Annotated in this window: 14 protein-coding genes; 6 read left to right on the top strand and 8 right to left on the bottom strand. The window is 73.1% G+C overall.

Features of this window, described 5'->3' with window-relative positions:
* Positions 1-81: 81 nt before the first annotated feature.
* Complete coding sequence (gene pulA, locus FHX71_RS27885; RefSeq protein ID WP_182620701.1) at positions 82-5613, bottom strand: pullulanase-type alpha-1,6-glucosidase; 5532 nt, start codon at positions 5611-5613, stop codon at positions 82-84.
* A gap of 140 nt (positions 5614-5753) precedes the next feature.
* Complete coding sequence (locus FHX71_RS27880) at positions 5754-6200, bottom strand: GNAT family N-acetyltransferase (protein WP_182620700.1); 447 nt, start codon at positions 6198-6200, stop codon at positions 5754-5756.
* Positions 6201-6326: 126 nt separating this feature from the next.
* On the opposite strand from FHX71_RS27880, the gene FHX71_RS30250 reads away from it, so the two are divergent.
* Positions 6327-7805, top strand: a complete 1479-nt coding sequence (locus tag FHX71_RS30250) for an MFS transporter (protein ID WP_182620699.1) — start codon at positions 6327-6329, stop codon at positions 7803-7805.
* A 19-nt stretch (positions 7806-7824) separates the two neighbouring features.
* Here FHX71_RS30250 and FHX71_RS27870 read toward each other — a convergent pair whose 3' ends face one another.
* The 5 genes from FHX71_RS27870 to FHX71_RS27850 form a co-directional block, all read right to left on the bottom strand.
* Positions 7825-8436, bottom strand: coding sequence for a dihydrofolate reductase family protein (locus tag FHX71_RS27870; protein ID WP_182620698.1), 612 nt, complete (start codon positions 8434-8436; stop codon positions 7825-7827).
* Positions 8437-8595: 159 nt separating this feature from the next.
* Positions 8596-12276 (bottom strand): ABC transporter ATP-binding protein, encoded by a 3681-nt coding sequence (locus FHX71_RS27865; RefSeq protein WP_182620697.1) that lies wholly within the window; start codon positions 12274-12276, stop codon positions 8596-8598.
* Between the two features lie 136 nt (positions 12277-12412).
* Positions 12413-14623: an NADP-dependent isocitrate dehydrogenase gene (locus FHX71_RS27860; protein ID WP_182620696.1), complete on the bottom strand. Its 2211-nt coding sequence runs from the start codon at positions 14621-14623 to the stop codon at positions 12413-12415.
* 48 nt (positions 14624-14671) lie between these two features.
* Positions 14672-15958, bottom strand: coding sequence for an MFS transporter (locus FHX71_RS27855; protein WP_182620695.1), 1287 nt, complete (start codon positions 15956-15958; stop codon positions 14672-14674).
* A 57-nt stretch (positions 15959-16015) separates the two neighbouring features.
* Positions 16016-17005 (bottom strand): malate dehydrogenase, encoded by a 990-nt coding sequence (locus FHX71_RS27850; protein ID WP_182620694.1) that lies wholly within the window; start codon positions 17003-17005, stop codon positions 16016-16018.
* 207 nt (positions 17006-17212) lie between these two features.
* On the opposite strand from FHX71_RS27850, the gene FHX71_RS27845 reads away from it, so the two are divergent.
* The 4 genes from FHX71_RS27845 (at position 17213) to FHX71_RS27830 (ending at position 21193) form a co-directional block, all read left to right on the top strand.
* Positions 17213-18187 carry an MIP/aquaporin family protein gene (locus FHX71_RS27845; protein WP_182620693.1) on the top strand — a complete coding sequence of 325 codons (975 nt, stop codon included), beginning with the start codon at positions 17213-17215 and terminating at the stop codon, positions 18185-18187.
* Between the two features lie 184 nt (positions 18188-18371).
* Positions 18372-19115, top strand: a complete 744-nt coding sequence (locus FHX71_RS27840; protein ID WP_182620692.1) for a septum formation family protein — start codon at positions 18372-18374, stop codon at positions 19113-19115.
* A complete protein-coding gene (locus tag FHX71_RS27835) occupies positions 19112-20005 on the top strand; it encodes a CD225/dispanin family protein (protein ID WP_182620691.1) in 894 nt (297 codons plus the stop codon). The genes FHX71_RS27840 and FHX71_RS27835 overlap by 4 nt, the downstream gene beginning before the upstream one ends.
* Positions 20006-20056: 51 nt before the next feature.
* A complete protein-coding gene (locus tag FHX71_RS27830) occupies positions 20057-21193 on the top strand; it encodes a septum formation family protein (RefSeq protein WP_182620690.1) in 1137 nt (378 codons plus the stop codon).
* 90 nt (positions 21194-21283) lie between these two features.
* On the opposite strand, the gene FHX71_RS29895 is transcribed toward FHX71_RS27830, so the two are convergent.
* Positions 21284-21733: a DUF3017 domain-containing protein gene (locus FHX71_RS29895; protein WP_182620689.1), complete on the bottom strand. Its 450-nt coding sequence runs from the start codon at positions 21731-21733 to the stop codon at positions 21284-21286.
* A gap of 109 nt (positions 21734-21842) precedes the next feature.
* Here FHX71_RS29895 and FHX71_RS27820 point away from each other — a divergent pair, with 109 nt between their 5' ends.
* Entirely contained in the window at positions 21843-23240 is a 1398-nt protein-coding gene (locus FHX71_RS27820; RefSeq protein WP_220490506.1) for an NAD(P)/FAD-dependent oxidoreductase, read from the top strand.
* Positions 23241-23490: the final 250 nt, after the last annotated feature.

Here is a 23490-nt window from a genome sequence, read left to right as displayed (position 1 = left end):
GGCACTCACCAGGCGGGCGGCGACCATGACTCGCGGAGTCATGGTCGCCGCCCGCCTGGTGAGCGCTCGCTCAGTGATCTGTCAGCGGCCCCGGGGGTCCGTCAGGACCGCCACCGTGCGGGGCGGGACCGTGACCGTTCCGGCGGCGCGGTCCCACGTGGTGTCCCGCACCACCGGGTCCGCCCCGCGCGCCTGGATGCGGGAGAGCGCGTAGTCGCGCCCGGCCAGCTCCGGCACCTCGACCGTGGCCGTGTCCGGCGACGCGTTGAACACCACGAGCACGCCGTCCAGCTTCCGGTCGACGTCGGTCCGGCCCGCGCGGTCGTCGATCGACATCGTGATGACGCCGGGGACGGCGTCCGGCCCCGAGCCCGGGAACGTCACCTTCTGCCGGATCAGGTCGGCAGAGCCCAGGCGGAACAGCTCGGTCGAGTGCCGCAGCTCCAGCAGCTCGCGGGCCTGGGCGGAGGCGAACCCGATGTCGTCGGCGTCCGGCTTGAGCGCGGCGTCGGCGAGCAGGGGCCCCTGGTACGGCCACTTGTCCTCGTTGTCCGCCGCCATCGGCAGGCCGCGGCCGAACCCGTTGTCCTGGCCCGACCAGTCGATCGTGTTGAACCAGTCCCCCGAGTCGAACGAGTTACGGTCCAGGGACTTGGACCGCAGCAGGTCGGTGCCCGCGTGCCAGAACGAGGGCGACTGCGACAGCGCGGCCGTGGCCAGGGAGACGGTGTTCATCCGCACCCGGTCGCTCATGGGCGTGTCCGCCGGCAGCTTGAGCGCGAGCAGGTCGAACAGCGTCTCGTTGTCGTGCGCGTCCACGTACGTGACGACCTCCTCCGGCGAGTCCGCGTAGCCCGCGGGCGCGCCCCGGTAGTCGAGCTCGTCGCCCCGGACCCGCTCCCCAGTCGAGGTGGTGACCTCGTAGGCGCGCAGGTTGCCGGCCAGGCCGAGCTTCACCAGGTCGGTCTGGTGGGCCAGGTCCGCGGCCTCGTCGTCGCCGCCGTCGTTGACCGACGCCGGGTCCTCCAGCCGGGCCTCCCGCCCGTTCGGGTCGGTGAACAGGCCCGTGCCGAAGCCCTGCGTGAACAGGGACGACCCGTCGACCGGCGATCCGCCGTGCACTGCGTCGCGCAGGCGGTCGCTGAACGTGCCGATGCCGGTGCCTCCGAGCTGGCCCTGCGTGGCCTGCTCGAACCGGGCGTTGCCCGCGACCTCGCCGAAGTCCCAGCCCTCGCCGTACAGGTACACGCTCTTGCCGTCGACGCCGTCACGCCGCAACGTGAGCGCGTCCAGCCCGGCCCGCACGGCCTCCATGTTCTCGCGGGAGTGGTGGCCCATGAGGTCGAACCGGAACCCGTCCACGCGGTAGTCACGGGCCCAGGTGACCACGGAGTCCACCATCAGCTTCTGGGCCATGGCGTGCTCGGTGGCGACGTTCTGGCAGCAGGTGCTGGTCTCGACGGCGCCCGTGGTCGCGTTCAGCCGGTGGTAGTAGCCCGGCACCACGCGATCCAGCACCGACTTCGGGTCCTGGCCCGACGCCGCCGTGTGGTTGAACACCTGGTCCAGCACCACCTGGAGCCCGGCGCCGTGCAGGTTGCCGACCATCGAGCGAAACTCGGCGACGCGCTCCCCGCCGTCGGCCCGCACCGCGTAGGAGCCCTCCGGCGCCATGAAGTGGTACGGGTCGTAGCCCCAGTTGAAGGCGTCGCTCCCCTGCACCTCGGCGACGGCGGCCTGCTGCTCCGTGCCGTCGGGCGCGAACCCGGTCAGGTCGCCCGTGGTGGTCTGGTCGGCGCGGTCCTCGGGGATCGTCGCGATGTCGAACGTGGGCAGCAGGTGCACGGTCGTGAGCCCGGCGTCGGCCAGCGAGCGCAGGTGCCGCATGCCGTCCGAGCCCTTGACCCCGAACGCGCCGTACGTGCCACGCAGACGCGCGGGGACGGTCTCGTCGGAGCTGGAGAAGTCGCGGACGTGCAGCTCGTAGATGGTCTGGTCCACGGCCCGCTCGACCTGCGGCGCGGGCGTGCTGCGCCAGACCTTGGGCTGCCACGCCTTGTCGTCGAGGTCGACGGCGACCGAGTGGGTCGAGTCGAGCGTGAGGCCCACCGAGTAGGGGTCGGTCACCACGTTGGTCTCGACCTGGCCTGTGCTCGGCACGTACACCTCGACGGCGTAGCGGTAGCGGGCGCCCTGCCAACCGCCACGCCGGTCGAGCTTGTCGAGACCCCGGCCGCCGTCGAGCGTCCAGGCGCCGTCCTTCTGCCGGGTCATCGCGAAGGCGCGCGGCTCGGCGTCCAGCGACCGGCCTGCGGGCCAGGCCTGGAGCGTCACGGCACGCGCGGTGGGGGCCCAGAGCGCGAACGAGGCGCCCTTGCCGCCGTGCCCGCCCTTCGCACCGTGCCCGTGCCCGCCGTCGGGCCAGGTCACGCCCAGCGCGCGCTGGGTCGCGAACAGGTCGTCGAGCACGCCCGGGATCTGCACGCCGGTCGCGGCGGTGAGGGTCTCGCCGTCGTGCCGCGTCAGGCGCAGCGCGCCCTGCAGGGCGGACGACGCCGCGGTGCGGCTCAGGCCCTCGGCCTCCAGGGCGAGGTACCCGGCCAGGTGGGGGAAGTCCGCCGCCACGTCGGCGGGCACGTCGCCCGCGCCAGCCGGGGTCAGGGGGTACGACGCCGCGTCCGTCTCCAGCGCCCAGGTGTCGCCGGCGCCGAAGCCCGCGGCCGGGACCAGGACGAGACCCTGCCGTACCCAGTGCGCGGCCTGCTGGCCCTCGCCGGGCGTGCCCGGGGTGCCGACCTCGACCGACGGCACCTTGGTCTCCGGGTCCCAGGCGAACGTGACCGGCCCGCCGCCCGTCGAGTAGGAGATGTTGGCACCGTCCCGGACGCCGTCGGCGCCGTAGTTCTCCGCCCAGGAGCCGTTGACCGCCACCTTGAAATCGTAGGACCCGGCGGGCAGCTCGAACGTGCCGGTGTACGTGCCGTCGTCGGCGAGGGTGAGGCGCGCGGCCTCGCAGTCCGGGGTCCAGTCCCCGGCACAGCCCATCTCGCTGTTGTGCGAGCCGGGCACGGTGACCAGGTCGATGTCGGGGTCCGTCGGGTCGTCGACGACGCCGCTCACGTCCACGCCCACCGACGCGTACGAGCTGGCCGCGGCGCGGTCGCCGTCGGCGTCCCGGGTGACGGCGCGGTACTCGACCAGGGTCCCCTCGGGCAGGCCGGCGTCGTTGGCGGAGACATCGTGGAAGACGCGCGGGGAGGTGTCCTCGGCGGTGCCGAGATCGTGCCACTCGTCGGTGCCGACGGCGCGCCAGGCGAAGGAGGTCTCGGCCCAGGCGTCGTCGATCCCGGCGGCGACCGGCGCGACGCCGGTCAGCGCGGCGCCCGGCCGGGCGCTCGTGCCGGGGACCACCGTCACGGTCCCGGCCGTGTCGGCGCCCACGGTGCGGTCGGCGAGCAGCACGATCGCGGAGCGCGCCGGGACGGTCAGCGTGACCGCGCCGTCGGCGTCGGCCGTGACCGTCGCGTCGGTGCCGTACAGCGGCGCGTACGTGGCGCCCGGGGTGAGCGTGTCGAAGGTGACCGTGCGCTGCTGCGCGGCGTTGTTCGCGGCGACGAGGTGCTCGACCCGCTCCTCGCGCTCGACGCGGGAGAAGGCGTAGACGCCCGCGCCGTCCTCGGCGTAGCGCTCGACCTGGGCGCCCGTCGCCAGGGCCGGGTGCTCCTCGCGGAGGTCGGCCAGGGCGGCGATGTGCTCGTAGAGCGGCGCGTCGGTGTCGTACCGGTCCACGCTGCCGGCCTGCTCACCGGTGACCAGCGGCTGGTCGGCGTACTCGTCGACCTGCGTGGCGAACAGCGTCTGGCGGGCGTCCTTGTCGCCGCCGGTGCCCGCGAAGCCCTGCTCGTCGCCGTAGTAGACGACGGGCTGGCCGCGGGTCAGGTACATGAGCTCGTGCGCCAGTTCGTCGCGCTCCAGCGGGTTCTCGGCGCCCGCGAGCATGTAGCCGACGCGGCCCATGTCGTGGTTGCCGAGGAACGTCGGCAGGGCGGACGGGCTGCTGTGCGGCGTCGTGTACAGGTCGTCGGAGGCGTACAGGTCCGCGAGCCGCCGCGCGCTGTTGCCGCTGGCGTAGCTCGTGGCCGCCGACTGGAACGAGAAGTCGAGCACGGAGCTCATGTCGGTGCGGCGCACGTACGGGGAGGTCTTGGCGGCGTCGGCGTCGTACACCTCGCCGAACGTGAAGAACTCGTCCTTGCCCTGGTCCCGGGCGTAGTCCTGGATCTCGGTGGACCACTCCTCCCAGAACTCGAAGTTCACGTGCTTGACCGTGTCGATGCGGAAGCCGTCGATGCCCAGGTCGATCCACGCCTTGTAGATCTCCTCGAAGCCGTCCACCACGGTCGGGTGCTCGGTCATCAGGTCGTCCAGGCCGCTGAAGTCGCCGTAGGTGACGGACTCGCCCTCCCACGTCGAGTTGCCCCGGTTGTGGTAGAGCGTGGGGTCGTTGAGCCAGGCCGGGACCTTCACGTCCTGGTCGGCCGGGTCGACGACGGGCGTGTACGGGAAGCTCGTCGCCGCGTCGAGCTGCGGGAAGTCGCCCGTGCCGGCGAAGTCGGCGGGGTCGAACGGGGTGCCGTCGGCGTCCCGGTACGGGGTGGTCGCCTGGTCCACGTAGTCGTAGGTGCCCTCGGCGTAGTCGACGACGTCGGCCGTGTGGTTGGTGATGATGTCGAAGTAGACCTTGAGGCCGCGCGCGTGGGCGTCGTCGATCAGCGCCGCCAGCTCCTCGTTGGTGCCGAGGTGCGGGTCGATCCGCGTGAAGTCGGTGATCCAGTAGCCGTGGTAGCCGGCGCTGACGTCGGCGCCGGAACCCTGCACCGGGCGGTTGAGGAAGCTCGGGGTCAGCCAGATCGCGGTGGTGCCCAGGTCCTCGATGTAGTCGAGGTTCTGCCGCAGGCCGGCGAGGTCGCCGCCCTGGTAGAAGCCCTTGTCGGCCGGGTCGAAGCCCGTCGTGAGCCGGTCGCCCTCCAGGCCGCCCTCGTCGTTGGACGGGTCGCCGTTCGCGAACCGGTCGGTCATCACGAAGTAGAAGCGCTCGTCGCTGCCCGGCTGGCGCACGGGGTCGTGCACGAGGGCGTCGTCCGCCTCCGAGTAGTCCTCGGCCAGGTCGAGCGGGGTGAGGGCGGTGCGGTGGGTCGTGTCGTCGTAGGAGACGCGGACGCGGGCCGGGCCCTCCAGGTGGAGCGGGGCGTTCTCGGCGCCGCCGTCGCGCCCGTAGGACTCGTCCCACGCGTCGTCCAGGGCGACCTTGTACTCGTAGGTGCCCGCGGGGACCTCGAACTCGGCCACGAACGTGCCGTCGCCCTGGGCCACGAGCTCCGTGTCCGCGCAGGCCGGGTCCCAGTCGGCGGCACAGCCGAGCTCGTCCTGGAGGCTGCCGACCAGGGCGGCCGTGCGGTCCTGGGCGGTAGTGCGTGCGGTGGCCGCTACGGCTGTTCCCGCCGTGGCGGGCGTTGCCGCCGCCGAGGCGGCCAGCCCGACCGAGGCCACCAGGGTGACGGCGACGGCTGCCGCGCCGACCTGTACGGGGCGCGGGGGCGCGCTGCGAGACATGGATGACCCCTTCGTCGTCCGGAACCCAAGTGTGTGATCCGAGCGCGACTGTAATGCTTGCAGAGATTTGCAGCAAGAGTCGGGAGTGAGCAGTTCGTCCGGTCCGCGAAATGCGCGCGAGCGTCAGGGCGGGGCGGGGGTCAGAGCGGGAGCTTGAAACCCTCGTGCGACTGCTCGTAGCCGAGGTTCCGGTAGAAGCGGTGCGCCTCGGGCCGCTGCTTGTCCGACGTGAGCTGGGCCAGCACGCAGCCCCGCGCGCGCCCGCGCTCGTGGGCGTGCTCCATCATCAGTCGGCCGATGCCCTGGCCGCGCTGCGCCTTGTCCACGCGCACGGCCTCCACCAGGAGCCGCGCGGCCCCGTTGCGGGAGATGCCGGGGATGAAGGTGAGCTGCATGACGCCGACCACCTCGCCGTCGGACTCGGCGACGACGAGCTCGTTGTCCGGGCTGGCCGCGACGGCCTCGAAGCCGGCCAGGTGGGGCGCGCCGTAGGTGCCGGTGCGGGTGGCGGCGACGGCGTCGTCGGCGATGAGCTCGACGATCCGCTCCAGGTCACCCCGTACCGCCTCACGAAAGATCAGGGTCATGCCGCCACCCTAGGCACACGTGTCAGACGCTCAGGTCACCCGGGTGACCTGAGCGTCTGACACGTCAGGCGGGAGGTGCGGCCGTACGATCTTGTCGTAACGCCGTCCCCCGAGAGGCGCCTTCCCGTGACCACCTCCCCCGCGCCCGCGGCCCCGAACGACGCACCCGGCACTCCCCCGCGCAGCTCCTGGCTCGCGCTCGCGGTGCTCATCCTCGGCATCTCGATGGCCCTGCTGGACACGACCATCGTCAACGTCGCGCTGCCGACCATCCGCCTCTCGCTCGACGCGTCGGAGGGCACGCTGTCCTGGATCATCTCCGGGTACGCGCTGGCCTACGGCCTGGCCCTGATCCCCGCGGGCCGCGTGGGCGACCGGGTGGGCCACAAGTGGGTGTTCATCGTGGGCCTGGCGGGGTTCACGCTCGCCAGCCTCTGGTGCGGCCTGGCCAACGGCGCCACCGAGCTCATCGTGGCCCGCGTGGTCCAGGGCCTGTGCGGCGGCATCTTCTTCCCGGCCGTGACGGCGCTGATCCAGCTCATGTTCACCGGCCGCACGCGCGGCAAGGCGTTCGCCGTGATGGGCGCCGCCATCGGGTTCTCGACCGCGCTGGGGCCGATCATCGGCGGCCTGCTCATCGAGGCGTTCGGTGAGAACGAGGGCTGGCGCTCGATCTTCTTCGTCAACCTGCCGCTGGGCCTGATCGCGGTGACGGCCGCGTTCGTCCTGCTGCCCAAGATCGTGGTCGGGGGCGCCGCGCGGGGCGTCGACGTCGTCGGGCTGCTGCTGGTCTCGGTGGCGCTCGTCGCGATCCTGGTGCCGCTCATCGAGGGCGAGGACGCCGGCTGGCCGTGGTGGACCTTCTCGTTGCTGGCGGCCGGCCTGCTGCTGCTGGTCGCGTTCGCGTTCTGGGAGCGCCGGGTCGCAGCCCGCAGCGGCAGCCCCCTGGTTCCGCCGCACCTGTTCTCGCACCCCGCCTTCACCGGCGGCGTGATCCTCGCGCTGGTCTACTTCGCGGCGTTCACCAGCATCTTCTTCACCATCTCGATCTTCTGGCAGTCCGGCCTGGGCCATACGGCGCTCGCCTCGGGCCTGGTGTCGGTGCCGTTCGCCATCGGCTCGATCGCGGGCGCGTCGCAGAGCGAGCGCCTGTCGCACCGCCTGGGCCGCACCGTGCTCGTGATCGGCACCGGCCTGGTCGCGATAGGCCTGGTCTCGGTGTGGCTGGTGCTCTGGCTGGTCCCGACCGGCGACCTCACCCACTGGCACCTGGCCGGCCCGCTGCTGCTCGGCGGCATCGGCAGCGGCCTGTTCATCGCGCCGAACGCGCAGTTCATCGTCGCCACCGTGGACCGCGACGAGGCGGGCGCGGCGTCGGGCGTGATCGGCACCATGCAGCGGATCGGCTCGGCGGCGGGCATCGCCGTCGTCGGCTCGGTGCTGTTCGGGGCGCTCGACTTCCCGGCCGGCCGCCCGACGCCGGAGGTCGTCGCCGACGTCTTTGCCCACGGCGCGACCCTCGCGATGGCGACCAGCGCGAGCCTCGCCGTGGTGGCGTTCCTGCTGGTGTTCGTGCTGCCGCACCGGGTGGAGCCGGCTCGCTGACGCCTGCCGCGTGCCCCCGTCACTCGTCGGGGAGCTGGCCCACGGCCTCCTCGTAGCCGCCGGTCGGCGGGTTCGGGTCGGGCGTGTAGACCAGGTGCAGCAGGCCGGTGCGGAACGGCGTGGCCGACAGGAGCTTCATCGGCCGGGACGGGTCGCCGTCCTGGAACAGCCGCAGGCCGCCGCCCGCCGTGGCCGGGTGCACGAACAGGTGCAGCTCGTCGAGCAGCCCGGCGTCGAGGAGCTGGCGCACCACCGAGATCGAGCCCGACAGGGCGATCTTCTGGATGGCGGGGTCGGCCTTCAGCGCGGCGACGGCCTCGACCAGGTCGCCCTGGAGCTGCTCGGAGTTGCGCCAGGTGAGGTCGAGCGGGCTCCGCGACGCGACGATCTTGCGGACGTCGCCGATGCGCCGGGCGAACCCGGCGTCCTCCCCGCCGGCCGCCTCGCGCTCGGGCCAGGCGCCCGCGAACGAGTCGTACGTGACCCGGCCGAACAGGAAGACGTCCGCGGTGTGCGTCTCGTCGACCGCCGCGCCGAGCTCGTCGTTGAAGTACGGGAAGTGCCAGTTGCCCTTGTCCGGCTCGACGACGGCGTCGAGCGCCATGAACAGGCTGGACACGATCTTCGCCATGGGGGTTCTCCTCGTCCGTCACCGGCCGGTCGCTGCTGCGCGGCGGCTCTCCCCCGTCCGACGACGACGGCCGGGCGAACTCATCGCTCGCCCGGCCGTCTCGTGCGGTCTGCCTGTCTCGTGCGTCCCGCTGTCTCGTGCGGTCAGCCGTCGTGGGTGTCAGCCCGCGAGGTGGCTCCACCGCGGGGCGAGACCCGACCACGGGCCGACGTCGGCCACCGCGCCGTCGACCAGCACGACCACGCGGTCGGCACGGGCGAGCGCCGCGCGCTTGGAGGTCGCGCCGACCACCGTGGTGCCCCGCTCGCGCAGGGCGGCCCACAGCTCGATCTCGGTCGAGGCGTCCAGGGCGCTGGACACGTCGTCCGCCAGCAGCAGCTCGGTGTCCGCGGCGAGCGCCCGCGCGAGCGCGAGCCGCTGCACCTGGCCGCCGGACAGCCGCACGCCGCGGTGCCCCACGAGGGCGTGCGGGCCGCCGGCGTCGCGCATGTCCTGCTCGAGGCGCGCGCCCCGGACCGGGCCGTCGAGGTCGCGGGCGTGGTCGAGCTGCACGTTGTCGGAGAACGAGCCGGACAGCACCCGCGGTACCTGGGCCACGTGGGCCACCTGGCCGGGGCGCAGGAACGCCTGGGCGTCGGTCACCTCGGTGTCGTTCCAGCGGACCTGGCCGGTGTGCTCCATGAGCCCGGCCAGCGCGGAGAGCAGCGACGACTTGCCCGAGCCGACCTGGCCGAGCAGCAGCACGAGCTCGCCCCGGCGCACCTCGAGGTCGACGTCGGAGACGCCGATCGTGCCGTCGTCGTGCACGGCGGTCAGGTGCCGCAGCTCCAGGCGGTCGAGCGGCTCGCGGGGAGACGGCTCCGGCGCGGGGGCCACACCCGTCACGAGGTCCACGCCCTGCTGCCGCGAGACCAGGTCGGTGCCGCCGGCGAACCGGGCGGTCGCGACCTGCCAGGCACGGGTGCCGGGCGCCTCGGTGACCACGGCGCCGGCCACCACGCCGAACCAGGCGAAGCCGGTCACGGCGTTGGCGACGAGCAGCGTGGTGGCCAGGTCCCACCGGTTCGTCAGCAGGAAGCCCCAGGCGACGACGACGCCGATGTAGAGGGTGACCAGCGGCACCGAGTCGAGCACGGCCTGCACCCGGTGCTCGAAGATCGCGGCCTTGACCCGCCCGGAGTCCACCTCGCCGAGGTGGCGGCGCACGTCGGGCGTGCGTGCGGCGAGCTTCACCGTGCGCGCCGAGTCGAGGGCGGAGACCAGCGCCCGGCCGAACCGGGCGCGGGCCGCAGAGGACCCGGCGGCGGAGCGGCCGGCGATCGGCCGGCCGATGGCCGAGGCCGCCGCGGAGACCACCATGACCGCGAGCAGCACGGCACCGGCGGTCCAGGTGCCGCTGATCAGGGCCGTGACCGCGACGATCGCGAGGCCGTTGACGAAGTCGACCCAGCGGTCGGCGTACCGCACGAAGCGGTCGGCGTCCATGGACCGGGCCACCACCTCGCCGGGCGGCGTGGCGGGCAGCCGGTACTGCCGGGTCTGCCCCGCCATGACCGACATCCGGATGCGCAGCAGCACCTCGATCCACCAGCGCGGGTACACGCCCAGCGCGCGGGAGATGAACAGCGGCTGCACGAGCAGGAGCAGGGCGAGCGCGACGAGCAGGCCGACGGGCAGCTCGCCGGTGCCGACGATCTCGACCGTGCGGCCCCACAGGAACCCGCTGACCGCACCCTGTGCCGCGACGAGGCTCGCCAGGAGGAACAGGACCGCGCCGAACACGCCCCACTTCGGGCGGACGAACAGCGCGTGCAGCACGCCGCGCGCGAGGCTCGGGCCGTCCCCGGGCGGGGTCAGGTCGGGCGGGGTGCCCGCCCGTCGGCGGCCGCCGACGGCGTCGGGAGCGGCGGCGCCGGCCTGGGCCGTACCGGTCGCGTTGGCGTTGGCGTCGGCGGCGCGCGCGGAGGCGTCGGCGTCGGGCGCGGCCGTGTCGGCCTCGCCGTCGGCGGACGCCGTGACCGTCTGCGCGCGCACCTCGGCGGCGACGGCGAGCGTGGGCTCGGCCGCCGAGTCGTCCAGCGAGCCCTCGCTCGCGCCCGCCTCCAGCAGCGACCGGAACGGTCCGGGCGTGCGGGCGAGCCGTGCCCGCGGGCCCTGCTGCACCACGCGGCCGTGGTCGAGGACCGCCACGAGGCCGGCGCGCTCGATGGTGCCGAGGCGGTGCGCGATGAGCACGCCGGTGCGCCCGCTGAGCAGCCGGTCGGACGCGGCGACGACGCGCGCCTCCGTGAGCGGGTCCATCCGCGCGGTCGCCTCGTCGAGCACGACCAGCTGCACGTGCCGCACGAGCAGGCGCGCGAAGGCGACGAGCTGCTCCTCCCCCGCCGACAGCGTGGTGCCGCCGGGGCCGAGGAGCGTGTCGAGGCCGTCGGGCAGGCCGGCCGTCCAGTCGGTCAGGCCGAGCTCGCGGACCGCGGCCTCGATGTCGGCGCGCGGCACGTCGGAGAACAGCGCGATGTTCTCCGCGAGCGTGCCGGCGATGATCTCCGTGCGCTGGGTGACCACGCCCACGGCGCCGCGCAGCTTCTGCAGGTCCAGGTCGCGCACGTCGGCGCCGCCGAGGAACACCGAACCGCGCTCCGGCTCGACGGCGCGCGACAGCAGCGCGGCCAGCGTCGACTTGCCCGAGCCGGTGCGGCCCACGAGGGCGATGGTCTCGCCGGCGGGGACCAGCAGGTCCACGCCGCTCAGGGCGAAGGTGCCCTCGTCGTAGGCGAAGGTCAGGTCCCGCAGCTCGAGGTCCAGCGGTCCCTCGGGGAGGTCGTCGCCGCCCTCGGGCTCGGGCTCGACCTCCAGCATCTGCCGGATGCGCAGCACCGCGCCGAGGCCCTCCTGGATGTCCGGCAGGTGGTGCACCAGGTTGTCCATCTGTCCCACGAACATCGCGGTGACCAGGAACAGCGTGACGAGCTGCTGCACCGACAGGCCGCCCCCGGCGGCCACGACCGCACAGGTGACCGCGGTGCCGGCGAGCAGCGCGTACATCACCAGGCCGGCCCGCCGGAGCAGGCGCTCCTCGACGCGCACCACCGCGCGGAACTTCTCGTGCACGATCGCGGAGAGCTGGGCGACGCGGCGCACGGCGAACGCCTGGCCGAGGCTGGTGCGCAGGTCGTTCCGTGCGGCGACCGCCTCCTCGAAGGCGGCGGCGTGATCGGTCCAGGCGGCTTCCTCGATCACCTTGCGGCGCGCGATCTCGCCGAGCAGCGGCCGGGTGAGCAGGGCGACGATGCCGCCCAGCACCGGGAACAGCAGCCAGGCCGGCCACCAGGTGACGCCGGCGATGATCCACATGGGCACGACGCCGACGACGGTGCGGCCGGCGCCCCAGAGCTGGCGGCGCACGAGGGTCCCGACGGCGTGGGTGTCGTCGTCGACCCGGTCGAGCACCTCGCCGACGGCCTGCTCGGAGAGCGTGGCGAGCGGCTGCCGGAGCGCCGCGCTGAGCAGGTCGCTGCGGAGCTTGCCCTCGGCGCGGTCGACGACGCTCGCCCAGGTCACCTGGCCGATGCCGTCGAAGATGGCCCCGCCGACGACGCACACGGCGAGCAGCGCCAGACCGACGACGGTCGCGTCGTCGGCCAGCCGGCCTGCCGCGACGGTGCCCAGCGCCAGACCGACGGCGCCCGCGGTGAGCGCGAGCAGGGCGATGACGGCGGCCGGACCGCGCAGCCGGCGCCAGTCGAGCCGGCGTGCCGGGTCGGTCGGCTTCACGGGCGCAGGACGAGGCGACGCCTCAGGAACGGGCGTGGTCTCGGGGGTCCGGGGTGCGTCGATCATCGTTTCCCGAGGCTACGTCCAGACACCGACAGTCCCCGCCTCTTTTTCCACAGGAGCGACCAAGGTCACTCCACACGTGTCAGACCCTCAGGTCACCCGGGGGACCTGAGGGTCTGACACGTGCGAGGGGGCGGCGTCAGAGGGACGCGAGCGCCTCGTTGAAGGTGCTGCTCGGGCGCATCACCGCGGTGGCCTTGGCCTCGTCCGGGCGGTAGTAGCCGCCGATGTCGGCCGCCTTGCCCTGGACCGCGACGAGCTCGTCCACGATGGCCTGCTCACCGGCGGCCAGCGCCTCGGCGAGCGGCTTGAACGTGGCGGCCAGCTCGGCGTCGTCCGACTGCGCGGCGAGCTCGCGGGCCCAGTACAGGGCCAGGTAGAAGTGCGAGCCGCGGTTGTCGATGGTGCCCAGGCGGCGACCCGGGGAGCGGTCCTCGTCGAGGAACGTGCCGGTGGCGCGGTCGAGGGTGTCGGCCAGGACCTGGGCCCGGGTGTTGCCCTCGGTCACCGCGAGGTGCTCGAAGGACGCGGCCAGCGCGAAGAACTCACCGAGCGAGTCCCAGCGCAGGTAGTCCTCCTCGACGAGCTGCTGCACGTGCTTCGGCGCGGAGCCGCCGGCGCCCGTCTCGAAGAGACCGCCACCGTTCATCAGCGGCACGATCGACAGCATCTTGGCCGACGTGCCGACCTCGAGGATCGGGAACAGGTCGGTGTTGTAGTCGCGCAGCACGTTGCCGGTCACCGAGATCGTGTCCAGGCCCTGGCGGATGCGCGCGAGCGAGAACGCCGTCGCCTCAGCCGGGTTCATGACGTGGAGCTCGAGGCCGTCGGTGTCGTGCTCCGGCAGGTACTTCTCGAGCTTGCCGATCAGGTTGGCGTCGTGCGCGCGGCGGGAGTTCAGCCAGAAGACGGCGGGCGTGTCCGAGAGACGGGCCCGCGTAACGGCCAGCTTGATCCAGTCGCGGATCGAGGCGTCCTTGGTCTGGCAGGCGCGCCAGACGTCACCGGCGTGGACGGCGTGCTCCAGGAGCACGGCGCCGGAGCCGTCGACGACGCGGACGGTACCGTCCGTCTCGATCTCGAACGTCTTGTCGTGCGAGCCGTACTCCTCGGCCGCCTTCGCCATGAGGCCGACGTTGGGCACGGAGCCCATCGTGGCCGGGTCGAGGGCGCCGTTGACGCGGCAGTCGTCGATGACGGTCTGGTAGATCCCGGCGTAGGAGGAGTCGGGGATCACCGCGAGGGTGTCCGCCTCCTCGCCGTCGGGGCCCCACATGTGGCCGCCGATGCGGATCATGGCGGGCATCGAGGCGTCGACGATGACGTCGGACGGGACGTGCAGGTTGGTGATGCCCTTGTCGGAGTTCACCATGGCCATCTTCGGGCCGTCGGCCAGCGCGGCGTCGAACGCGGCGCGGATCTCGGCGCCGTTCGGCAGCGCGGCCAGGCCGGCGAAGATGCCGCCCAGGCCGTCGTTCGCCGACAGGCCGGCGGCGGCGAGGTCCTGGCCGTACTTGTCGAAGACCGGCTTGAAGAACGCGCGGACCACGTGGCCGAAGATGATCGGGTCGGAGACCTTCATCATCGTGGCCTTGAGGTGCACGGAGAACAGCACGCCCTCGGCCTTGGCCCGCTCGATCGACTCGGCGAGGAAGGCGTCCAGCGCGGCGGCGTCGAGGAACGTGGCGTCCACGACCTCACCGGCCAGCACGGGCAGCGACTCCTTGAGCACGGTCACGGTGCCGTCGGCGGCGACGTGCTCGATGCGCAGGGTGTCGTCGGCCTCGACGACCACGGACTTCTCGTTGGAGAAGAAGTCGTCGTGGCCCATGGTCGCGACGTTGGTCTTCGAGTCGGCCGACCACGCACCCATGCGGTGCGGGTGCGCCTTCGCGTAGTTCTTCACCGAGGCGGGGGCGCGGCGGTCCGAGTTGCCCTGGCGCAGCACCGGGTTGACAGCGGAGCCCATGACGCGGCCGTACCGCTCGCGCGCGTCCTTCTGCTCGTCGGTCACGACGCTCTCCGGGAAGTCCGGCAGGTCGTAGCCGAGGCCCTGGAGCTCGGCGATCGCGGCCTTCAGCTGCGGCACCGACGCCGAGATGTTCGGCAGCTTGATGATGTTGGCGGACGGGTCGTTCGCCAGCTCGCCCAGCTCGGCGAGCGCGTCCGAGAGACGCTGCTCCTCCGTGAGCCGCTCCGGGAACTGGGCGATGATCCGGCCGGCGAGCGAGATGTCGCGGGTCTCGACGTCCACACCGGCCTTGGCCGCGTACGCCGAGACGATCGGCAGGAACGAGTAGGTCGCCAGCAGCGGGGCCTCGTCCGTGTGGGTATAGATGATCTTCGACATGGGTGTGGCTGACTCCCCGGGATGTTGGAATGTGCCGATCTCTCGACATCAAGATACCTGAGGGTGCCGCGCGGACCTGAATCGCGACATCCCCAGGAGTACCGCGACAAGCGTGAAGCCGGCCACTCCGACCCACAAGGCGGGGCGGTAGCCGAGGTGGTCGGCGAGCAGACCGCCGGCCGGCGCACCGATCACGAGCATGGCCCGGTTGATGCTGCGGATGGTCGTGTTGGTCCGTGCCTGCAGGTGGTCGGGCGTCACGGCCTGGCGGTACCCCATCTCGTTCGCGTTCTCGAGACCCGTCGCCAGCCCGTACAGCCCCTGCCCGACGGCGATGGTCGCCACGGTCAGCCAGGTCGCCGTCGTCCCGGGCCCGTCCGACGACGACGACGTCGCGCCCGCCGGTGCCAGCGCGACGACCGCCCACGCCGGGACCATCGCGAAGCGCGCCGCGACGACCGTGCGCCCGGCTCCCCAGACCCGGCCCGCCCGCTCGGAGAGCAGCGCCCCGGCCAGCCCCGCGGCGCCCGCGGCCGCGAGCGCCAGCCCGAGCTGGAACGCCGTCATCCCGAGCCCGACGAGCGCGAACGGGGCGAGCACCGTGGTGACGATGCCGTTGCAGAGGAACCAGCCGTGCGTGGCGAGGGCCAGCGGCGCGAGCATGGTGTGCCGGTAGACCCAGCGCAGTCCCTCGCGGACGTCGTCGACCAGGCGCCGGGCCGCGGGCCGCAGGCCGCCGTCGGGCCGGGGCGTGCCGCGGGCCGGGCCGGGCTCGGGCACCTTGGCCCGCCAGACGGCGAACGCGGCGAACAGGTAGGTGGCCGCGTCGACGAGGACGGCGAGCGGCGCGCCGAGCGCCGTCGTCAGCGCGCCGCCGATCGCCGGGCCGGAGGCCTGGGCGACCGCGCCGGTCTGGTCGAGCCGGGCGTTGGCCCGCACCAGCGCGGTGCGGGGCACCAGGCGGGGCACGAAGGACTGCGACGCCGCGTCGTTGAGCAGCGAGGCCAGCCCGAGAAGTGCCATGAACACGGCGAGCACGGGGATGTTCAGCATCCCGGCCCACCAGAGCAGGGGCACCGCGCCGAGCAGGAGCCCCCGGACAAGGTCGGTGGCGATCAGCAGCGGGCGGCGCCGCCAGCGGTCGACGACCGCGCCCAGCACGAGGCCGAGCACGAGGTAAGGGACCCAGCGGGCCGCGTTGACGACGCCCAGCTCGGTGGCGCTCGCCCCGAGCGTGACGACGACGAGCACCTGCAGCGCGACGGTGGTGACGTAGGTGCCCAGCTCGGACACGGCCTCGCCCGCCCAGAACCACTTGAACGCACGCCCGAGCAAGCGGTGCCCCCTTCGTCGGCGTGGGTCTCGTCGGTCCTGGGCGGGCAGGCGGTCCGGCTAGATCAGGCCCAGGGCCCGCACCGCGTCGCGCTCCTCGACCAGCTCGGCGACGCTCGCGTCGATCCGGCCGCGGGAGAACTCGTCGATGTCCAGGCCCTCGACGATCTTCCACTCGCCCGTGCCGTCGGACGTCACGGGGAACGAGGACACGAGCCCCTCGGGCACGCCGTACTCGCCGGACGACCACAGGCCCGCCGACGTCCAGTCGCCCTCGGGGGTGCCGAGCGTCCAGTCGCGCACGTGCGCGATGGCCGCGTTGGCCGCCGACGCCGCCGACGACGCCCCGCGCGCCTGGATGATCGCGGCGCCGCGCTTGGCGACGGTCGGGATGAACTCGTCGGTGAGCCACGCGGTGTCGGCCGCGACGTCGGCGCCGGGGCGGCCGCCCACGTCGGCGCGGAACAGGTCGGGGTACTGCGACGCGGAGTGGTTGCCCCAGATCGTGAGCCGCTTGATGTCGGCGACGGGGGTCCCGGTCTTGGCCGCGACCTGCGAGAGCGCGCGGTTGTGGTCGAGCCGGGTCATCGCGGTGAACCGCGTGGCCGGCACGTCGGGCGCGTTGGACGCCGCGATGAGGGCGTTGGTGTTGGCCGGGTTGCCGACCACGAGCACGCGGACGTCGTCGGCCGCGCCGTCGTTGATGGCCCGGCCCTGCGGGCCGAAGATGCCGCCGTTCGCCTCGAGCAGGTCGGCGCGCTCCATCCCCGGGCCGCGCGGGCGCGCGCCCACGAGCAGGGCGACGTTGACGCCGTCGAACGCCTTGACCGGGTCGTCGAAGATCTCGACGCCGGCCAGGTTCGGGAAGGCGCAGTCGTCGAGCTCCATGGCGGTGCCCTCCGCGGCGGCGACCGCCTGCGGGATCTCGAGGAGTCGGAGCCGTACCGGCACGTCCGGGCCGAGCATCTCGCCCGCTGCTATGCGGAAGAGGAGCGCGTACCCGATCTGGCCAGCGGCTCCGGTGACGGTGACATTCACGGGTTCAGTCATGACCCCACTCTTGCATCCACCGACCCGCCTCGCCCAGCCCCTGGCCCGATCCGAGTTACGCCTGGTAATCGACGCGAGTACGGTGAAGAAAATACCCGCGCGTATCCAGGGTTTGTTCAGGTGGGTAATGGCAGGATGTGCGCGACATCGCACTGCACGCCGCCATGACGCGCACCGGAAGGTGTGCCACTGAAAGGAACAGACTTCATGTCCCAGGACCTCGCCGCGACCAGCGGCGTCACCGAGGTCGAGGAGCGGTCGCCCAGCCTGCTCTCCCGCCTGCTCGCCGAGACCTTCGGCACGTTCCTGCTGACGCTCGTGATCGTGGGTGTGCTCGTCTACAGCCCGCTGAACACCGTCGGCGGGCTCGGCGTGGCGCTCGGTGCGGCATTCGCCTACATCGCGGGCGCCGCGACCGTCGGCCGTGTCTCCGGTGCGCACTTCAACCCGGCCATCTCGCTGGGCGCCTGGCTCAGCGGCCGTATCTCGGTCACGAGCATGTTCAGCTACTGGGGCGCCCAGCTCGTCGGCGCCATCCTGGCCTCCGCCGTGCTGTTCGCGACCGTGCCGCAGCCGCTGCTCGCGCTGCTCGGCAAGGAGAACACCTCCGACGCCTTCGACGCGGCCGTCAACGGCTTCTCCCAGCACTCCCCGCTCTACCTGCAGACGCAGGGCCAGGCCCAGTTCGACTGGCTCCCGGCGCTGCTCGTCGAGGTCATCATCTCCGCCGTGCTCGTGGGCGTGTACCTGGGCGTGCACGACCGCCGCAGCAAGATCGGCTACGCCCCCGTCGCCGTGGGCAGCGCCATCGCCGCCCTCTCGCTGGTCTCGTGGTTCGTCACCAACACGGGCATGAACCCGGCCCGCTCCACCGCCGCGGCGCTGTTCGCGAACAACTGGGGCGCCGACGGCTCCGGCCGCCAGCTCTGGCTGTTCTGGCTCGCCCCGCTGGTCGGCGCCGCGCTCGCCGCGCTGTTCTACCGCGCCTTCGCCTCGGTCGAGCCCGAGGAGCTGGAGCTCGACGAGGACGACGACGAGGACGACGCTCCTGAGCTCGTCGCCGCGCAGTCGGCCCCCGCGGCCACGACGACGGAGACCTCCCCGGTGACGGAGGAGAAGGCCGCCGAGCCCGTCGCCGAGCCGGCCACCGAGCCGGAGAAGAAGAACGACGACAAGGCCTGACCGCTCGCAGCACCCGTACGACACCGGGGCCGCACCTTCCGTCCGGGAGGTGCGGCCCCGGCGTCGTACGGGTCGTATGTCCCGGGGAAGGGGCGGCGGGCAGACGGCGGTCCATCGGGTGAAGTCGGCTCACGAAACGGTCACACCGCCACGACGAGGGCGGATCACCTGATAGAGATCAGCCGTGACCGTCCCCCCACCCGTTCCGCGGCTGCCCCTGCACCGCGGCTGGATCATCGCCTGCGCGATCCTGTTCTGGCCGCTCGCCGTCGCCGCCGTGCTCGCTGCCAACCAGGCAGCACGCGCCATCGGCGCCGGAGACACGGCGACCGCTGCCCGGGAGGCGCAGACCGCCCGCAACCGCGCCCGGACCGGGGTGCTGGTCGGCTCGATCTGGACGGTGCTCGTCCTCGCGGTCAACGCCCCGCTCGCCGTGCTGGGCATGCACTACGCGCCCGGCCTGCTCGACCAGGCAGGCCTCAGGACTGCACCGGAACAGCCGGTCGCCGAGTCCTACCGCACGGCCGCGGCGCCGGAGCGCGAGCCGATCTCGGTCGACCCGCTCGACCTGCGGACCGGCGACTGCTTCATGGCGCCCGACTGGGACTCGCCCTGGGCGGGTATCGACGTCATCCCCTGCAGCCGCCTGCACGACGGACAGGTGATCGGGGTCATCGAGCACCACCAGATCGATTTCCCCGGCAGCGCGGCCCTCGAGGACGACTTCTGGTACGACTGCTGGTCCTGGTACGAGACCTACTCGGGGCGAGAGGCCGTGGACAGCTCCCCGGTGTGGTCGTTCCAGCCCACCCGGGAGGACTGGGCCGCGGGCGACCGCACGAGCGTGTGCTTCATCGAGGCGTTGTACCCCGTGGAGGGTGAGTTCTCGGCCCACCCGCAGGTCTTCGAGCTGAAGGTCAACTCATGAGCGACCCGACCCTGCCTCCGCTGGTGCCGCCGAGCGGGCCTGCGACCACTCCGCCGCAGACTCCGCCACAGCACCACGGGACCGCCGTACCCCACGTCCCCGACCCGTACGCCCCGCTCCCGCTCCGCCCCGGTGTTCGCCCGCCCGGGCCTGTGGCCCATCCGCCGGCGTTCCGACCCGCGGCCGAGCCGTCCACCGGCGCGGGCTGGACCGTGGTCGGGCTGCTGTCCTGGTGGCCGTTCGGCGTCACGGCCTACCCGCACACCCAGCGGGCGACGGCGGCCCTGGCCGCCGGCGACCGCGAGCAGGCCGCCGCCGAGGGGGCGAAGGCACGCCGGATCGGGATCGCCGGCCTCGTGTTCGCGATCGTGATCACCTGCGCAGCGGTGGTCGCGATGACGGCCGGGCTCCTCGCGCTGGGCTTCTGGACGGCGTCGCAGGAGGACCGGACGGAGTCGGCGACGAGCTACGCCGCCGACGACGAGCCCGGGTCCGGCCCGGAGGCGGGGACCGACGTATGGGAGCTGCGCGAGGGTGACTGCTACCTCACAGAGGGCCTGACCGATGTGGTGCGGACCGTCGACGTCGTGCCGTGCGACGAGCCGCACGGCGGCGAGCTGTTCGACATCACGTACGTGGCCGACAAGGTACTGGTCCAGAACGACGACGGCAGCTACCCGGACTACCCGGGTGACGCGTGGATGGCCCGGTACGCCGACGAGGTCTGCCTGGCCGAGCTGGAGAAGCAGAACGGGACGCTCGCGGAGCGCTCGAACCTGCACCGCTGGCACATGGCGCCGGACGCCTGGGACTGGCGCACGATGGACCGGCGGATCGCCTGCCTGGTCGAGTCGGACACGGACCTGACCGGACGCGTGGGCAGCTCGTAGGGAGGCCGCCGTCTTCCACCGCGAAACCTCCCACCGCTACGATCGCGCATCATGGCCGACACCACGCAGACTCCCCGCGACGCCACCGAGCCCGACGGGGCGGAACCGCAGGTGACGGACCCCGAGGACGGCGAGGCGACGAAGCCCGAGTCGTCCGGGGCCCCGGAGGACGGGCCGGGCGAGGACGGACCGGACGAGGGTGGTCCGGACGAGGGACCGGGCGAGGACGAGCCGGACGAGGGCGGGACCGCGGACGCCGCGGACGCCGACGAGGACGGCGACCCCTACGAGCTCCCGTACCCGACCCGCGTGGGCTGGGTCGTCGCCGCGTTCCTGTTCTTCTGGCCGCTCGCGATCCCCGCGCTCGTGCAGTCGATGCGCACGGCCGAGGCCAACGGCACGGGCAACGCGCGCCGGGCGAAGAAGTCGTCGGTCCGCACGCTCGACTTCTCGCTGGGCGCCGTCACCGTGGGCGTGCTGAGCGTCGCCGGCCTGTGGATCGCGATCGCCGCGGCGCCCACGTACGCGTCGTCGCTCCCGCCCGGGGTCGTCGCGGCGGCCCGGTCGTTCGTCCCGCCGGCCCTGGCGGGCCCGCTCGGCATCACGCTGCCCGACGACGGCCCCGCGGTCGCCGAGCCGTCGTACTCCCCCACGCCGACCGACGACCCGTTCGCGACGACCGACCCGTACGCCACGGACCCGTACGAGGACCCGGCGGACGCGTCGGACCTGCTGCCCACCCCGGGTGCCGAGGGCGCGCTCGAGCCGAGCGGGGAGCCGACGGCGACGTCGGACGGCGCCGCGACCGCCGAGGCGGAGATCCCGGACCTGCAGGTGGGCGACTGCATCGACACGGCGGCGACGTCGGGCCAGACCACGCTGTACCGGATCCCGGTGGTGCCGTGCACGACCGCGCACGGCGGCGAGATCTACGCGGAGACGACGGCGGAGGACAGCCTCGCGCAGGGCGGGCAGCCGCCCACGCAGCAGGCGCTGTGGGACGCCGCGGACGCGTACTGCTATCCGCAGTTCACCAAGTACGTGGGCCTGCGGTGGGCCCAGTCGGAGCTGCTCTACTGGCCGATCGCGCCGTCGGAGGAGAGCTGGGCCGAGGGCGACCGTCGCATCCTGTGCGTGGTCGAGTCGGAGCAGCCGGTGACGGGCACGCTCAAGGGCGCAGACCGCTAGGCGGGACGCCCGGCGTCGGACGGCTCGGCGTCAGATGCTGGGCGTCAGATGTGCTGAGCGTCAGATGCTGGGCGTCAGATGTGCTGAGCGTCAGATGCTGGGCGTCGCGACGGCGAGGATGCCGATCAGCACGGCCGTCGAGCCGTACAGGATGATGTCGACGGTCCGGCTGCGGATGACCAGGCCGACGGGGCTGTCGAGCACCGCGCGGAAGATCGCGCAGACCACGAGCACCACGCCGATGCCGATCGCCCCGGCGCGCGCGCCGGCGAACATCCCGAGCAGCACCGAGATGCCGACGCCGCCGAGGACGAGCCAGATCGCGAGGTTGCTGCGGTGCGGCTCCGCCGGACTCACGTCGGAGTCCTCGCCGCTGGCTGGCTCACTGCGGTCGAGCTCCTGGCTGGTCGTCGTGATGGCCGTCAGAAGGTCGGCCGGTCCGGTGCGTTCGAGCGTAGCGGTTCCGACCGGGCCCGGCTCGAGGAGCGTCGTGGCACCGCCCGGTGCGCCGGGCGTCGTCCGCATCTCACTGAGATCCACGGGACGAGACTACAACCGAAACGTCGCGATTCTGCAGGACCGTGACCTGCTTGCAACCTGATCCGAAGCACATTCCCAGGTTGGCGGCCTGCGAGCTACCGTGAGGTCCATGCCGTCCCCTTCAGGTCAGGTCCCCAGCAGCGTGGTCGTCGTGGGTGCGGGGCTGGCGGGCGCACAGACCGCCGCCGCGCTGCGCAAGCACGGTTTCGAGGGGCACCTGACGGTGCTCGGCGCGGAGGGCCTGCCGCCCTACGACCGCCCGCCGCTGTCCAAGGAGCTGCTCAAGCGCACCGAGCCGGTCTGGCTCGCCGACGACCTCGGGACCGATCTCACCGCCCTCGTCGACGACCTGCGGCTCGCGGACCCGGCGACCCGCCTCGAGGCGGACCAGGAGCGGGTCGTGGTGCGGACGGCGTCGGGCGACGACGTGGTGGCCGACGCCGTGGTGCTCGCCTGCGGCAGCGCTCCCCTGCGCCCCGCGGGCTGGGACGCCGCAATGACTCTGCACACGGCGCCGGACGCGGAGCGGCTCCGTGCCGCCGTCGCCGTGCCGGGCATGCGGCTCGTGGTGGTCGGCGCGGGCTGGATCGGCGCGGAGGTGGCGGGCGTCGCCGCGGGCGCGGGCGCCCGGGTGACAGTCGTCGAGGCGGGCCCGGTGCCGCTGGAGCGGCAGCTCGGCCGCACGGTCGGCGGCCTGCTCACCCCCTGGTACGACGCCGCCGGGGTCACGCTGATCACGGGTGTCGCCGTCGAGAAGGTGCTGCCCGGGCCTGCGGACGGCGCCCCTGGGGCGGGCAGCGTGGTGCTCGCGGACGGCCGGGTGCTGGAGGCCGACCTGGTGCTCGCCGCCGTGGGGGCGCGGCCGGCGTCGCGCTGGCTCGCCGGCTCCCTGCCGCTGGAGACGAACGGCGGGCTGCGGGTCAACCGTGCCGGCCGGTTCATGGGCGTGCACTCCCCGACCGACCCGGCGGGCCGGCTGCACCTCGACGCGCTGCGCCGGGTGTGGGCGGTGGGCGACATCGCGACCCGGGAGCACCCGGTGTTCGGGCCGGTGCCGGGCGGGCACTGGTCGGCCGCCCTGCACGACCCCGAGGTGACCGTCCGGGCCCTGCTCGGCCTCGACGAGCGCGCCGCCGAGCCCGACCACGTGCGCGAGCGGCTCGGCCTCGTGCCGATCCCCGCGCACGCGCCGTACGTCTTCTCGCAGCAGCTCGGGCACGACCTCGCCCTCTTCGGCGTGCCCTCCCCGTTCGACGACGTCGTCCTGCGCGGGACCCCCACGGCGTCGGGCGGATGGGCGGCCCTGTACCTGGAGAACGCGCTCGACCGGCACCCGCGCCGCACCGCGGACGGGCACCGCGTGGCGACCGTGCGGGCGGTGCTGCTGGTCGACTCGCCGCGCGAGGTGGGGCAGGTGCGCAAGCTGATGAACCGCAGCGTGCCGCTGACGGTCGACCTGGACCGCGCGCTGGACCCGGCGACCAGGCTCAAGGACGCCGTCGTCTGAGCCGGAGGTGCAGCGCAGGGTGGGGGCCGAGGAACGAGGCGCCCGCCCGGAGCGGAACCGCAGGCTCAGACGACCAACAAGCAACGCCTGACCGATCTCGCTGGTCGAGGCCTCTCCTTCGAGACCTAAGTTTCTTCGCTTTCGACTGCCGCAAAGCGAAGAAACTTAGGTCTCGAAGGAGAGAGCCGCTCGCTGGTCGAGCTTGTCGAGACCTGGTGAGGTCTCGACAAGCTCGACCAGCGGAGGGACG

The sequence above is a fragment of the Promicromonospora sukumoe genome (genome assembly GCF_014137995.1).
Lineage (GTDB): Bacteria > Actinomycetota > Actinomycetes > Actinomycetales > Cellulomonadaceae > Promicromonospora > Promicromonospora sukumoe.
This window is presented reverse-complemented; position numbering and strand designations above follow the sequence as displayed.